We start from the raw sequence: 13262 nt of genomic DNA, 5'->3' as shown, positions 1-13262 counted from the left end.
TGCTGTTAGCTGAAAAAGTTATCTTTGATGGTTGCCAGATAGAGCGCTGGCTGGCCTTCATAGTCTGTGGTGAACAGCACCTGTTTTTCGTCCGGCGTAAATGACGGATGCGGATGCGTGACCTGACGGTCGCCGTCCAGCACGCGCCAGGAGCTGTTATGCGCCGCCAGCGGGCGATGCTGGCGCGTCGCCACGTCAAACAGCCACAGCATCGGATCGTTGTCGATGGTATAGCCTTTGGTATCCTGCACATCCACCGGCGTGCCGGAGCCGTCGCCTACCAGCAGCGTGCCGTTCTGGTTGCTCATCAGGTGAGAACAGGCTGGCATGGTCATCAGCACCTCATTATGGCCGGTGACCGGATCGAAGCGGCAGATCTCGCGATCGGCTCGCGCCTTGTGGTAGGAGACATAGATCAGCGCCGATCCGTCCGGCACCCAGAATTCATGGGTGCAGCTTTCACCCTCGGCATGATCTTTGACTTTGCGCATATTGGCGCCGTCTTCATCGATCAGCCACATGCGCGCGTCGACGCGATCGTGCGGACCTTCGTGGCAGAAGGCGACGGTATGGTCGTCAAACGGACGGTAGATGGGATGTCCCAGCCACAGACGCTGTTCAAGGATGGTCTGCGCCTCGCCGGTTTGCAGATCGACCCGCAGCAGACGGCAGTGCGGTTTCTTTTCAAAGAAGGTCTTAAATACCTGCCAGTCGCTGAGCGGCTCCCAGCCCTGGCGGTCAATTTCGATGCCGACCAGCCTGGTGCAGTCGCTGTTGGCGACCCATGTGCCGTAGCCGACCCATGCTTCCGGCACGGTATAGACGACGCGTTCTTCCAGAGTCTGCAAATCGACGCAGCGCAACTGGCGTTCGTTTTTCACATAGAACAGAAATCGATCGTCCGGCGAGAGGAAGCCGCCAAACGTATTATCGCCCGCGCCTTCCGTCAACTGCGTTGCCTGCTGTTCTTGTAAATCGAGCAGGTAATAGTTACGGTTGCCGTCAAACTCGCCCGCGAACAGCAGCTTGCTGCCATCGTTGAAAAAGCACTTCTGATAAAAATAGTTGCGATGACATAACACCTCAGGCGGCGTTAATCGCACCATTTCGGCACCGGTCTTTTCATCGGTAAAATGATGAAAAGGCAAATGTACACGGTTTCCTTTCGCCATAACGTTTTCCTCACGCCAGAGTTTGATTTAAATTGAAACGGTGTTTCAGATTACAAAATCATACCCCGTTCGAGGGGCTTGCCGAGCGGCGCAGAGTGAAAATGCAGGAAGGATCACACAATTTTTTCCCTGTGCCGCAAATGGAATGCGCCTCGCAAAATGCAGTTTAAAAAGGCGTTCTGCCGGGAAAATGTGAAAACTGTCACAGTAATATGTCCGCGCGGTATCTATAAGGAACGTCAGATTCTAAAATATGAAACAGTGTTTCATAATTGTATTGACGTATGCCCTGGCGGCGCGTTAAACCTCCTTTGAACAACAACCGCAGGCGAGGCGGCGGAACGGTGCGGTGAGCTGCAAACAAACGGGCTGCGGAAACGCGGCCGGAAAGCGGAAGCCGACATTACACGCCTGATAAACGCCATGTAATAAGAGGATAAACGATGAAAATCGCGTTAATGATGGAAAACAGCCAGGCGGCGAAAAACGCCATTGTGCTGAAAGAGCTGCAACAGGTAGCGAACGGGCTGGACTATCCGGTGTTTAACGTGGGCATGAGCGATGAGCAGGATCACCATCTGACCTATATTCATCTGGGGATCATGGCCAGCATTTTGCTGAATTCGAAAGCGGTGGATTTCGTTATCGCCGGCTGCGGCACCGGCCAGGGTGCGCTGATGTCACTGAATATTCATCCCGGCGTGGCCTGCGGCTACTGCATCGATCCGGCGGACGCCTATCTGTTCGCCCAGATCAATAACGGCAATGCGCTGGCGCTGCCGTTTGCAAAAGGTTTTGGCTGGGGCGCCGAGCTGAATCTGCGCTTTATCTTTGAAAAAGCGTTCAGCGGCGAGAAAGGTCAGGGCTATCCGCCGGAGCGTAAAGAGCCTCAGGTGCGCAACGCTGGCATTCTTAACCAGGTCAAAGCGGCGGTCGTGAAAGATAACTATCTGGATACGCTGCGCGCCATCGATCCTGAGCTGGTAAAAACCGCCGTCAGCGGCCAGCGTTTCCAGCAGTGCTTCTTTGAAAACTGTCAGGATAAAGAGATCGAAGCCTTTGTGCGTGAGGTGCTGGGCTAGTAACGCATGTTTCAGGCCAGCCCGTCCTGGCCTGACGCAGCCCGGCGGCGAGATCGTCGGGCTGCAAAAACGGCTTTATGCCAGCCTGCGCCGTCTGTAGCGCGGGGTGTTTTACCTGCCGGGCCATGCCGCCCGCTTTCGGAGCTTGCCGACAGCGGGCGCTGGCTTCGCTTTACGGCGCCAGCCGGGCCTTACCGTCGTTGACGTAGTGCATATCGTTGATTTCCGTGACCTTCAGCGCACCTTTTTGGTAAACCAGCTTCACCACGGCGGCATTTTCCAACGGCTGATTTTTACGTGCGTCATCGGTCAGATCGGCAATCATCATTAGAATCGCCGCTCCTGATGAGACTACCAGCACATTCTTGTCACCACGCGCGTGCGCTTTGTCGATTATGGCATGCAGCGCAGACTGCATTCGTGTTTTTACATGACCGGCACGCTCAGCCAGATGATACGAGTCAACGTCTGCAATCTCATCCAGATAACCCACGAGCGTCAGCCTGCCCTGTTTTATTTCGTTAAATACCTCATCGGGCGCGGACAACCCTTTTTTTTCGCCACCGCCCCGATCATTTCATGATTTGGCAGCCCTTCGAAACCACCGAAAAAGACCTCGCGCAGCGCCTGCATCTCAATGGTCGGCACTGATGAATCAGCGCGGACGGCTCGAATAATTTGCATCGTTTCCCGCTGACGGCCCGCATCGCCACAATAGTAGCTGTCAAAGGGAACAGGCTTTAAGCCTTCCGCCAGGTAGCGTGCCGTCTCTACGCCCTCTTTCGTCAGTGGCGTATCCGCCCAGCCCTGCACGCGATCCAGCATATTGAGCCAGGTTTTGCCGTGGCGGGCGAACCAGACGGTAACGGTGTCGTCCACCGCTGGCGCTGCTGCGCTGACGCTACAGGTTAAACATAGCGCGATAATCCCAATCCATCTTTTCATCGTTTTACTCCCGTTAAACCGATAAAGCATCACAGCAGCTTAAAGCGATAATCGATAATGATTTCGCCTGCCAGAAAGTGGGAGTGGTTGTAGTCTCCGTGGTGCAATATCGGTGTGCGTTTAACATTTTTATAAGACCAACCCGGACCGAACATCACCCAGACGCTAAGATTTTTCAGATCTGGAGAGGAGGGCGTCCAGCGGCCATAAAGATTGACTTCGCCGGTCTTCACATTCAGGCCGCGATAGCGGAACGTACCGGCGTTGGCCGCTACGCCAGCCAGCAGTTCAGGCGTGAACTGGTAATCAGTCATGGTCGCCAGCATCAACTCTTTATCGCGCAGGTAATCATCACCGGCAGAAGCCAGAGAGATAAAATTACCGAAGGAGAGGCGGCTCATATGGCGGGGATAAAAACCAACGCTGTTTTCTTTCGCCGCGCGGGTATAGCCCAGCCCCCAGCGAGAGCGGAAACCGTTTTCTTGCCAGGTCATTTCCAGCGCGTAGTGACGGGCGTAGCGATCGAAATCGCGTCGCTGTGCAGGCATAGCGCGATAAGCGTCCAGCGCCTGGGTAAGGTAAATCTGGCTGCCGATGGAAAGGCGTGGCGTGACGGCGTCGCTAAAGAAGAGATGTTGCCGACGCAGGTAGCCATCGCTTTCGCCTGCACCGTATTGCAGCTTCAGACTGTCGTGTTGGTAGGTGATATCGCCAGTGACGATATGATCGATATTCCGGTTGTCGTTAGTTTTGAAATGGGTCTGTTCCGGCGAGCTGCGGTCAAGAGAGCGACTGATCCAGGCAATGCGTAGCTGTGTATCATTGAACGCGGCGACACCGTTCCAGCCAAGATAGGTGATCGGTGAGAGGCGCCACGACGTGCCGATAATGCCGAAATTTGGCAGCATCTCCCAGCCGCCATGCAGTTCGCCTTTCAGCGTCTCGTTACCCAGCTTCAGTTTAACGTAGCGCTGTCCCAGTTTGCTGAAGCCCTGCGCGTCGCCTTTAGTATTGCCGTGGCCTGCATTATACAGAATGCCGCGTGAATCAAAGCGATCGCTGGCGCCCAGTTTTATCGCGCCATAGTAAGAGAGGTTGAAACCTATCAAATCGGCAAAATAGCCTGACGTATAATCCAGCGCCACTCCTTGCCCCCAGGCGGCGTGGACGGTTTTGGGATTAGCAGCATCTTCTTTCAGGTATTTCCAGTAATTACGTAATGAAACATCAAGTGAGCTGTCGCTAATTAAAGGTATTGCCGCAATATTATCGGTGCGGCCTTCTGCCCACGACAGGCAAGGTAATAATCCGGCAGTTATAATAATGGCTATTTTCTTTTTCATTGCTATTCCCTGTAATGTTGGCGTTTCTTGTAGTAGGTATATTCCCTGTGATTGGGGTATTTCCTGTAATTTTGATATCCCCTGTAATAAGGCGGCAGGCCGCCGCCCGGAAAATAAAAGCGGGCGCGCAGGGTCATTAAAACGTTTAGTGATTTAACTAACGGATGAATTTATTAATGCCGCAATAACCTAATGATTTAAAATGAGCCTGCGTAACCAGCCTGCGGCTGCGAATCAGGCTTGCGGCTGTTGTGCCAGCAGCTTTTTTCCTGCATCGATATAGGACATATTACCGAGCTCGGTAACGGTTAATTTCCCATTCTGATAAACGATTTTTACAACGGCGGAGTTTGCCAGCGGTTTATTTTTTTCCGGATCGGTAGTCAGATCAGAAATCATAATCTGGATGGCTGAGCCGGAAGAAATGATCAGCACATTGCTTTGTTTTTCGCGCAACGCATTATCGATGATTGTCCGCAGCGCAGCCTGGGTACGCGCCTTCACCTGCTGATAGTTTTCTGCCTGCCCGGCGGGATCGGCGGCAGCTATCGCGTTGATACTGCGCTCAACGGACAACGTGCCTGCTTTCATTCCGGCAAACAGCGCCTGTGCATTCGGCAGGCCCAGTTGAGCGGCAGCGGCGGCGGCCATCTCTTTATTAAAGCTACCCTCAAAGCTACCGAAGAAAACTTCACGCAGGCCGGTTAATTCAGTTGGACGAACCGCTTCTCTTCCTGTCTGCTGCAAAATAATCTGCATGGTTTCACGCTGACGTCCGGCATCGCTGGTATAAAAACCCCCAAAGGGGACAGACTTTAATCCTGCGCCAAGATAGCGCGCCACCTGTTTTCCCTCGTCGGTTAATGGGGAGTCGGCCCAACCCTGAACGCGATCCAGCGTGTTCAGCAGCGTTTTACCATGACGTACAAACCAGAGCGTAACAGGCTTATCCTGTTTCGCACCCGCATTAACCGGTTTTTCGATACTCCATGCTGAGCCACACGCCAGAAGCAGAGTTAGCGTAACAAGCCATTTTTTCATGTGATATTCCTTATGTTTTTATCGCCGACGCGTAGTAAGCGGCAGGCGAGAGGGATAAAAAGCACCGCGTCCCTAAAAGCATTAAAAGAGTGCATTCCGCTGGCGCAATTAATCAGGACCGCGGTTTTTTTCCTGTAAATAACAGTCATCAGCCGCAGAATAATTACGCCAGGAAGGTCTTGTTAAACATAAACAGAACTCGTGAATTATTTGGCCGGCTTGTCATCCTCCTTATAATGAATAATTCCTCTGCTGCACAGTTAGCAATAAGAAAAACGGCAATAAAAAAAGAGCAAACTTTTATGCCATTCATGAGGCAAAAAAAAACCTGCGTAACTGAATGACCACGCAGCGAGAATCACTGTCGCCGTGCTTGTTCAGAAACGCAGGTTTTGCCTGTAAATACAGTAGCAATCCTTTGAGCTGCTACGCTAGCACGGCTGTTAAAAAAATAAATAGCCAGCGCCGGTTATTTATTGAATTTGTGATTTCCCTCATAAGACAGACGGAATGAAAGTAAATCGTGATTATCGCTTTACCGTAAGCCTGTCGGAATAAATATAAGGATAAATAATAGTAAAAAGTAACGCTTTAATGGAAAGGGAATCGTTAATAAGCCAATTCATTCAGGAAGGAAAACGGGGCATTATTTCCGCCCCGCCAGAAAATACGTCAGAAATTATAACCCACTACCAGATAGTAACCCCAGCCGGTAGATTTCACTTCAAACGGGCCGTCGCCGAAGTTCAGGTTGGCGCCGTCGGCCCACTGGCCGCCGTTATGGAAATAACGCGCCACCACCGAGTAGTGCCAGTGATCGTAGCCCAGCGCCAGGATATGGCTGGAGGCGATAGAGTTGCTGGAACGGAAAGAACCTGGCGTTTTATCCGCCAGATCGGAACCCCAGTCAAAGTTGGTGAAGCCGATATAGCTCAGGTTGCCGCCCCACAAGGTAGTCAACGGCAGGAAATATTTTACCTTGAAGCGATAGCCGTCCCAGCTGTTTTCGTTCGCCGCGCCGTAGTTTTCCCACTGGTATTTGGCATAAATGTTCAGCGCCAGCGACATTTTGGTGTGGGTATCGATATCGGTGCCCAGGCCCATATACCAGGTGTTCTGGCGGTTGTTATGGTCGCGGCCCATGTCATAGACATAGTTGTTGGCGAAGTACCACTCTTTAAACGGGCCGAAACTCAGGTCGGTGCCGGTCAGCTTGTCGATAGAAAAGCGCGGTTCAATCTCCATAAACAGCGGCGAGCCGTTGTCCCAGATACCCTGCTGATAGCTGTTCGCCGCGCCGAAGAAGTTCGGAATATCCACGTAGCCGTAGAAATCGAACCAGTCTTTATGGGCGAAGGCTTCATATTCCAGATAAACATCGTTGTTCAGGTGCGGCCCGAAACGGGTGTGGTTGCTTCCCACCACGTTAACGCTCTGATGCCACCAGTCTGACACATAGGTAGGCGCGCCAGTTTCCGCCTGAGAAGAGATGCTATATGACGCAGCCAACAGCGCGCCAGCCACCAACATTTTATTTTTCATGGTTTACCACATGCTTAAAGGCCTCTCTGCTGAGCCAGAGAAGGGCCGCGAATCAGTGTCCACTGCTGGACGGGAAGGTATTGTTGTATGCCGCTCCGGGGGAGGCGTACAGGTACGCCGGGGCAGCCCGCATAGGGTGCCTCTATCCTGCCGATAGAAAATAGATATTGCTCACGTTTGTCAAAGTTTGTTTCATTTCGATTCAATCATTTTGTGACTCAGATCACGAACAATGACACAAAGGGTAAAATTAACGTCACAAAGATGGTTTAGAACGATAGGCAATCGGTTTCGCATGCTGCGCAAACGATTAGCTACAACTTCGGTTTTGACTGTCATCAAGAGCAGCAGATAGTTTCAGATTACAACTCGACATAATGCTTATCAGCCGCTTGACGGAAAGTTTTGAACATCTGTTCAGAATAATATTGAACGGATGTTCAAAAAAAGGCAGAATGTGGGCCGGTTAAATCAGGCGAGGCAAAAGGATGGGCTATTTAAAAGCGGACGCACGCGCGGATCTTCTGATTGCCGCCGCAAAAAAGTTAATCAGGAAAGAAGGTTATACCGCCGTTACCGCCCGCAAAATCGCCAAAGAGAGCGGCGCGGCCATTGGGCATATCAACCGCCATTTCGCCTCGCTCAACCAGCTAAAATGCGAAGCTTTTCTTGTCATTGTTAATGAAACCGTGGCTGTGCATCAGGCCGCCAGCGAAGCGTTGAGCGGTATTGACGCGGTGCTGGCGCTGCTATACGAGCCGGATAAAGCACAGCATGAAACGGAACTGTGGCGCGAAGTCTCCGTCGTTTCCCAGCAGGATAAAGCGCTGCATGACATCTTCGTCTACGCGCTTAATCTTTGGCACAACACCGTCAGCGACGCGATTACGCGCGGCATCCAGCAAAACCTGCTGCGCTGTCACGATACGCCGTCAGCCACGGCATGGCGGCTGATCGGCCTGACGCTGGGACAGGATGCGCTGGATATGCACGGCGTGCTTAACGATCGGGAAGATGTGCTGCGCAACAACCTGCTTCATATCATCCGGCTGGAGCTGCAACCGGTGATGGGCGTATCGCAAAGGGAGTTAACATGAACGTAAGCGCAGCAAGTGAAAAAGTCTTTACCTATGGCGTTATCCGTGAGCTGATGCGCTGGATTGAAAGCAATCCGCATCGGCGTATTACGGTGGACGATTGCGCGGAAAAAACCGGCTACTCCAAATGGTATTTACAGCGCTATTTTCATGCGGTAACCGGCAAAACGCTGGCCGCTTTTTGCCGGGAAAAGCGTCTGGTCGCTTCAGCGCGAATGCTGGTGGAAGATAACGTCACTATCGAATACGTTGCGGTACAGCACGGTTTTTCTTCACATGACACCTTCCACAAAACCTTCGTTCGCCACTACGGCATGACGCCAGGCGAATTCCGCCAGAAATGTCGGCAATAGCTTTTTACTTTCACGGTAAAGCGCTGCCGCTATTGTGTCTTCCGCATACGTCCTGAATAGCCATACTGGCAAAAAAACGCATTTGCCGCTTCGCTTATTTACCGGTGGCGGTTTTATTGGTTTTTTACGTCTGATTGTAATTAAATCTTTCAAAAAACCTGTTATTTCATGATGTTTGCTGTCATATCAAAAGCTTATTGCCGCTGCGTTAGCAATTTGCTTTCTCCTGTCCGTCGACTAAATTTATACCCGAAGTCGCAAATATTCTTCTCCATTACAAGCGTACTGGATAAGGATATTATTTTGGAATAACGAGGAGGAATAGATGGCTGAACAACATCGTGGCAATCCTGGTAATTTCGCTGAAGACCGTGAAAAAGCTTCTGAAGCCGGTAAAAAAGGCGGCCAGAACAGTGGCGGTAACTTTAAAAACGACCGCGAAAAAGCATCCGAAGCAGGTAAAAAAGGTGGGCAGAACAGCCACGGCGGCGGTCGTCCGTCAGGCAGCTAATAATTAGTTTGCTTGCTAATTCTGTTTATTAACCCCTGGCATGTTTTTCTAAGCGTGCCGGGGGTTTATTATTTTTGATCCAGGTTTCCTTTCTCTAACGCTATTCAGTTTATTCTTATTTTAATCTTTGTTAACAAAATGATAACTCAAATTTTTTTGCCGTTGGGGTTGTTATTTACTGTTTCGCTGCCTACGCTTTTTAAGTTTTGATTATAAACTTTATCTGCTAATTATCGATGAATAATGCAAAAGAGATAATTCTGGCGTTGCGTCTATTTATTACGTCAGGCTTATTTTCTGGGTCACTTATCACGAGGTGAAAATATGACTTATCAGGAAAACTATCTCAGCTGGCTGCGCGACGCGCATGCAATGGAAAAACAAGCGGAAGAGATGCTGGAAAAAATGTCCGCACGTCTGGAACATTACCCGGATCTGAAATCTCGTCTGCAACAACATATCGAAGAAACGCGTCAACAGCAGCAGATGCTGCAACAGGTTATCGATCGTCAGGACACCTCTAACTCCACCATGAAAGACATGATGGGTAAAGTGGCGGCGATGGGCCAGGCTGTCGGCGGCATGTTCGCTTCTGACGAAGTGGTGAAAGGCGCCATTAGCGGCTATGTCTTCGAACAGTTTGAAATCGCCTGTTATACCTCCCTGATCGCTGCCGCTGAACTGGCGGGCGACCACGAAGGCGCACGCGTATTTGAGCAGATCCGCGAACAGGAAAAAGCGATGGCTGACTGGGCGCTGACCCACCTGCCAGACGTTACTGAACAGTTTATGGTGCGTTCGGCGCAGCCGGACACAGAAGCAAAAAAATAAAACCAAAGCCAGCAATGGCGTTTCACTGTTATCGGGGTTGCCACGGTTGGCAACCCTAACAGAGGAGTGAGCAATGTTTAGACACGTCAAACAGTTGCAGTACACGGTACGTGTGGCTGAGCCTAACCCTGGGCTGGCGAACCTGCTGCTTGAGCAGTTTGGTGGACCGCAAGGGGAATTGGCTGCCGCCTGCCGTTATTTTACCCAGGGTCTTGGCGAAGATGATGCGGGCCGCAAAGATATGCTGCTGGATATCGCAACGGAAGAGCTGAGCCATCTTGAAATCATCGGTTCCCTGGTAGGGATGCTGAACAAAGGCGCTAAGGGCGCGCTGGCGGAAGGCACCGAGAAGGAAGCTGAGCTTTACCGTTCCCTAACCGGCAACGGCAACGACAGCCACATCACCTCGCTGCTGTACGGTGGTGGGCCGCCGCTGACGAACTCTGCCGGTGTGCCGTGGACCGCAGCCTACATCGACACCATTGGTGAAGTGACGGCGGATCTGCGCTCTAACATCGCCGCAGAAGCGCGTGCGAAAATCATCTATGAGCGTCTGATCAACCTGACGGACGATCCGGGCGTCAAAGATGCGCTGGGCTTCCTGATGACGCGTGAAGTCGCGCACCAGATTTCGTTTGAAAAAGCCCTGTATTCAATTCGCAATAACTTCCCGCCGGGCAAATTGCCCCCGATCGAGCAGTATGCCAACACCTACTTCAATATGTCTGAAGGCGGTGAAGTGCGCGGCAGCTGGAACTCCGACGAGAATTTCGATTACGTCGCAGATCCGCAGCCGGCGGTTGACGGCGGCGACGGCCTGGCGTCGGTCATGCTCTCTAAAGGCGAAAAAGCCGATCTGGAAAGCATGGCGCTGCGCACCAGCTCCAACCCCGATGTCAATCCGATGACCGGCGCTGAGCTGGGCTCTCAGGCTGTACCTGCTGAGTTGCAGAAAGAGAAGAAAAAATAATCCGCTGGGCCGCTGACTGGCGGCCCCGCTTTTTCACCCTCTCCGAACGCTGGCTTTTACCCCCTCTTTTTGCCACTCTGTCCGTCACGCTCTGACGGGATCGTTACATGCATTCGATTGAAAATATCACCGCGATGATGGTATTCGCGCGCGTGGTGGAAACCCACAGTTTTACCGAAGCGGCGAACAGCCTCGGTCTGTCAAAATCCTTCGTCAGTAAAGAGATTGCGCAGCTGGAGATCCGCCTTGGCGTCAAACTGCTGGAGCGCACCACCCGACGCATTGCCGTAACCGAGGTTGGGCGCGCCTGGTATCAGTTCTGCGCGAAGGCATTGCAGGAGGCGAACAACGCCGACGCCTTTATCCGCGACTACCATCAGGAACCCGCGGGCAATCTACGGCTGATCGCGCCGGTCAATTTTGGTCGCCAGTTTGTCCTGCCGGTGCTGAATGCTTTTGTAGCGCGGCATATTCATGTGCAGGTCGATCTCGATCTGACCGATCGATCAATTGACTGGCAGTGCGATCGCTACGATCTGGCGGTGACGGTCGGGCCGGCGCCTCCGCCGGTCGCCGCCTGTCACGCGCTGTCGCAGGTGGAGTGGGGACTGTTTGCGGCACCGGACTATCCGGTCGCACGCGAGCCGCTTATTCATCCGCACCAGCTGCCGCGTCACGACTTTCTGCTGTTTCGCGGCCCGGCGCATACGCTCTCCCTGCCGTTTCGCCAGGGAAAACAGAAGCTGCATATCGACGTGCACAGCCGTTTTCGCATCAACAACAGTGAGGCGTTGCTGAGCGCCGCTATCGCGGGCGCGGGCATCGCTTATCTTCCCTGCTACATCACCCGTTCGGCACAGCGTGCGGGGCATCTGGTGCGTCTGCTGTCCGGCTGGCGGATGGACTGCTATCACAGCTACCTGGTGTCGGGCGTCACTGAACCCGCCAGCGCGCTGACGGCGCTGTTCTGTGAAAAGTTACGGACGGCGCTGGCCGCAGCGGAAGTCTGAATAACGGCGATTGTTTCCTGGCGTAAACAAAAGCGTGCGGCTGGAGAACTTCTGGCGCGCTGCGCCGCTTAACGCCGATAGCTTGTTAGCATGGTGGTCGGATAATGACGGGAGAAAAAACCATGACGCAACAATCGGACGGGGAAGCGGAGCCGGAACGCTACTGGCGACGTAATTTATGGGTCTGCATGGCGGGATCGTTCACGACGCTTATCGCGATGACGCTGCTGTTGCCTTTTTTACCGCTCTATGTGGCGGAGCTGGGCGTGAGCGAGCCTGCCGCTGTCGCCCGCTGGTCAGGCGTCGCCTACGGCGCCACCTTTTTCACTGCCGCGCTCACCGCGCCATTATGGGGACGCCTGGGGGACCGTTACGGACGCAAACTGATGCTAATCCGCGCCAGCCTCGGCATGGCGATCGCCATGTCGTTAATCGGCATGGCCAGCGCGCCGTGGCAGCTGGTGGCGCTGCGGCTGCTGGCGGGCTTGCTCGGCGGCTACGCTTCGGGCGCGACCATTTTCATCGCCGCCCAGACGCCGAAAGCTCATACCGGCTGGGCGCTGGGAATGCTCTCGTCTGGGGTGATGGCGGGCAATGTGGTCGGGCCGTTGATCGGTGGCCTGCTGCCGCCGCTGATCGGCATTCGCGCTACCTTCTGGCTGGCGGGCGGCGTCATCTTTCTCGCCTTTCTCGCCACCAGCCTGCTACTGAAAGAGGCGCCGCGTCCTGCGCCGCAGCAGCGACAGAGAGAAACCGCCGCGCTCAGCCTGCGCCAGGGAATGCTGCCGGTTATGCTGCTTTCCGGCATGCTGCTGATCTTCGCCAATATGTCCGTGGAGCCGATTATTACCCTCTACGTGGCGCAGTTTGTTCATCAACCGCATCAGGTGACGCTGATGGCTGGCGTCACGATGTCGGCGGCGGCGCTGGGGAGTATTTTGTCAGCCGCCTGGCTGGGAAGGCTGGCGGATCGCATCGGCCACTGGCGCGTGCTGATCGCGGGGCAGGCTGTCGCCGCGCTGTTGCTGATCCCGCAGGCGTTTATCACCTCCGCCTGGCAGCTGGTGGCGCTGCGCTTCTGTATGGGCGTCGCGTTAGGCGGACTGTTGCCCTGCATCGCCAGCCTGATCCGGCATCATGCGCCTGCCGGACAGACGGGCAAAGCGCTAGGCTTCTCCACTTCCGCGCAATATGTGGGGCAGGTGAGCGGGCCGCTGTTCGGCGGGTTTGTCGGCGGCGCGTTTGGGATGCGATCGGTGTTTCTCGCCACCTGCGCGGTGATGGCGGCAGGCGCGTTCTATAACCATTATCAGATGCGGCGGGCAGGGCGAAAGGCATAAAAAAACCCCGGCGCAGGCCGGGGTT

14 protein-coding genes are annotated in these 13262 nt (G+C 53.6%); 8 read left to right on the top strand and 6 right to left on the bottom strand.

Annotated features, from left to right (window positions below):
* Positions 1–5: 5 nt before the first annotated feature.
* On the bottom strand, positions 6–1172 hold the full coding sequence (locus C2E16_RS18860; RefSeq protein WP_084970128.1) for an oligogalacturonate lyase family protein: 1167 nt from the start codon (positions 1170–1172) through the stop codon (positions 6–8).
* A 443-nt stretch (positions 1173–1615) separates the two neighbouring features.
* On the opposite strand from C2E16_RS18860, the gene C2E16_RS18855 reads away from it, so the two are divergent.
* On the top strand, positions 1616–2254 hold the full coding sequence (locus C2E16_RS18855) for an RpiB/LacA/LacB family sugar-phosphate isomerase (RefSeq protein WP_084970127.1): 639 nt from the start codon (positions 1616–1618) through the stop codon (positions 2252–2254).
* 172 nt (positions 2255–2426) lie between these two features.
* Here the strand turns inward: C2E16_RS18855 and C2E16_RS21270 are convergent, their stop codons facing one another.
* From C2E16_RS21270 to C2E16_RS18835, 5 genes are all read right to left on the bottom strand, one after another.
* Positions 2427–2747 carry a histidine phosphatase family protein gene (locus C2E16_RS21270; RefSeq protein WP_257152238.1) on the bottom strand — a complete coding sequence of 107 codons (321 nt, stop codon included), beginning with the start codon at positions 2745–2747 and terminating at the stop codon, positions 2427–2429.
* Between the two features lie 20 nt (positions 2748–2767).
* The gene (locus tag C2E16_RS21265; protein ID WP_257152237.1) at positions 2768–3199 is read right to left on the bottom strand and encodes a histidine phosphatase family protein; all 432 of its coding nucleotides are present in this window, start codon (positions 3197–3199) and stop codon (positions 2768–2770) included.
* Positions 3200–3228: 29 nt separating this feature from the next.
* On the bottom strand, positions 3229–4542 hold the full coding sequence (locus C2E16_RS18845; RefSeq protein WP_084970126.1) for an OprD family outer membrane porin: 1314 nt from the start codon (positions 4540–4542) through the stop codon (positions 3229–3231).
* A 234-nt stretch (positions 4543–4776) separates the two neighbouring features.
* Complete coding sequence (locus C2E16_RS18840) at positions 4777–5583, bottom strand: histidine phosphatase family protein (protein WP_084970125.1); 807 nt, start codon at positions 5581–5583, stop codon at positions 4777–4779.
* A gap of 672 nt (positions 5584–6255) precedes the next feature.
* Positions 6256–7125 carry a nucleoside-specific channel-forming protein Tsx gene (locus C2E16_RS18835; RefSeq protein ID WP_038623791.1) on the bottom strand — a complete coding sequence of 290 codons (870 nt, stop codon included), beginning with the start codon at positions 7123–7125 and terminating at the stop codon, positions 6256–6258.
* Positions 7126–7613: 488 nt separating this feature from the next.
* Here C2E16_RS18835 and C2E16_RS18830 point away from each other — a divergent pair, with 488 nt between their 5' ends.
* From C2E16_RS18830 to C2E16_RS18800, 7 genes are all read left to right on the top strand, one after another.
* Entirely contained in the window at positions 7614–8222 is a 609-nt protein-coding gene (locus C2E16_RS18830; protein ID WP_038623793.1) for a TetR family transcriptional regulator, read from the top strand.
* Complete coding sequence (locus tag C2E16_RS18825; protein ID WP_052133841.1) at positions 8219–8575, top strand: helix-turn-helix domain-containing protein; 357 nt, start codon at positions 8219–8221, stop codon at positions 8573–8575. Before C2E16_RS18830 ends, C2E16_RS18825 begins: the two co-directional genes overlap by 4 nt.
* A 325-nt stretch (positions 8576–8900) precedes the next feature.
* Entirely contained in the window at positions 8901–9086 is a 186-nt protein-coding gene (locus C2E16_RS18820; RefSeq protein ID WP_038623795.1) for a con-10 family general stress protein, read from the top strand.
* A 324-nt stretch (positions 9087–9410) separates the two neighbouring features.
* Positions 9411–9917, top strand: a complete 507-nt coding sequence (locus tag C2E16_RS18815) for a ferritin-like domain-containing protein (protein ID WP_038623797.1) — start codon at positions 9411–9413, stop codon at positions 9915–9917.
* A gap of 73 nt (positions 9918–9990) precedes the next feature.
* On the top strand, positions 9991–10887 hold the full coding sequence (locus C2E16_RS18810; protein WP_038623799.1) for a manganese catalase family protein: 897 nt from the start codon (positions 9991–9993) through the stop codon (positions 10885–10887).
* Between the two features lie 107 nt (positions 10888–10994).
* Complete coding sequence (locus tag C2E16_RS18805; protein ID WP_038623801.1) at positions 10995–11897, top strand: LysR family transcriptional regulator; 903 nt, start codon at positions 10995–10997, stop codon at positions 11895–11897.
* 122 nt (positions 11898–12019) lie between these two features.
* Positions 12020–13237, top strand: a complete 1218-nt coding sequence (locus tag C2E16_RS18800; RefSeq protein ID WP_104951605.1) for an MFS transporter — start codon at positions 12020–12022, stop codon at positions 13235–13237.
* The last annotated feature ends 25 nt before the right edge of the window (positions 13238–13262 follow it).

This window comes from Mixta calida, from assembly GCF_002953215.1.
Classification (GTDB): domain Bacteria; phylum Pseudomonadota; class Gammaproteobacteria; order Enterobacterales; family Enterobacteriaceae; genus Mixta; species Mixta calida.
The sequence above is the reverse complement of the archived record's forward strand: the minus strand, read 5'-3'. Positions and strand labels throughout refer to the sequence as shown.

What these genes read in the sequence shown, in the direction of transcription:
- C2E16_RS18860 (WP_084970128.1), bottom strand. Translation starts at nt 1,172, where the DNA reads ATGGCGAAAGGAAACCGTGTACATTTGCCTTTTCATCATTTTACCGAT.
- C2E16_RS18855 (WP_084970127.1), top strand. Translation starts at nt 1,616, where the DNA reads ATGAAAATCGCGTTAATGATGGAAAACAGCCAGGCGGCGAAAAACGCC.
- C2E16_RS21265 (WP_257152237.1), bottom strand. Translation starts at nt 3,199, where the DNA reads ATGAAAAGATGGATTGGGATTATCGCGCTATGTTTAACCTGTAGCGTC.
- C2E16_RS18845 (WP_084970126.1), bottom strand. Translation starts at nt 4,542, where the DNA reads ATGAAAAAGAAAATAGCCATTATTATAACTGCCGGATTATTACCTTGC.
- C2E16_RS18840 (WP_084970125.1), bottom strand. Translation starts at nt 5,583, where the DNA reads ATGAAAAAATGGCTTGTTACGCTAACTCTGCTTCTGGCGTGTGGCTCA.
- C2E16_RS18835 (WP_038623791.1), bottom strand. Translation starts at nt 7,125, where the DNA reads ATGAAAAATAAAATGTTGGTGGCTGGCGCGCTGTTGGCTGCGTCATAT.
- C2E16_RS18830 (WP_038623793.1), top strand. Translation starts at nt 7,614, where the DNA reads ATGGGCTATTTAAAAGCGGACGCACGCGCGGATCTTCTGATTGCCGCC.
- C2E16_RS18825 (WP_052133841.1), top strand. Translation starts at nt 8,219, where the DNA reads ATGAACGTAAGCGCAGCAAGTGAAAAAGTCTTTACCTATGGCGTTATC.
- C2E16_RS18820 (WP_038623795.1), top strand. Translation starts at nt 8,901, where the DNA reads ATGGCTGAACAACATCGTGGCAATCCTGGTAATTTCGCTGAAGACCGT.
- C2E16_RS18815 (WP_038623797.1), top strand. Translation starts at nt 9,411, where the DNA reads ATGACTTATCAGGAAAACTATCTCAGCTGGCTGCGCGACGCGCATGCA.
- C2E16_RS18810 (WP_038623799.1), top strand. Translation starts at nt 9,991, where the DNA reads ATGTTTAGACACGTCAAACAGTTGCAGTACACGGTACGTGTGGCTGAG.
- C2E16_RS18805 (WP_038623801.1), top strand. Translation starts at nt 10,995, where the DNA reads ATGCATTCGATTGAAAATATCACCGCGATGATGGTATTCGCGCGCGTG.
- C2E16_RS18800 (WP_104951605.1), top strand. Translation starts at nt 12,020, where the DNA reads ATGACGCAACAATCGGACGGGGAAGCGGAGCCGGAACGCTACTGGCGA.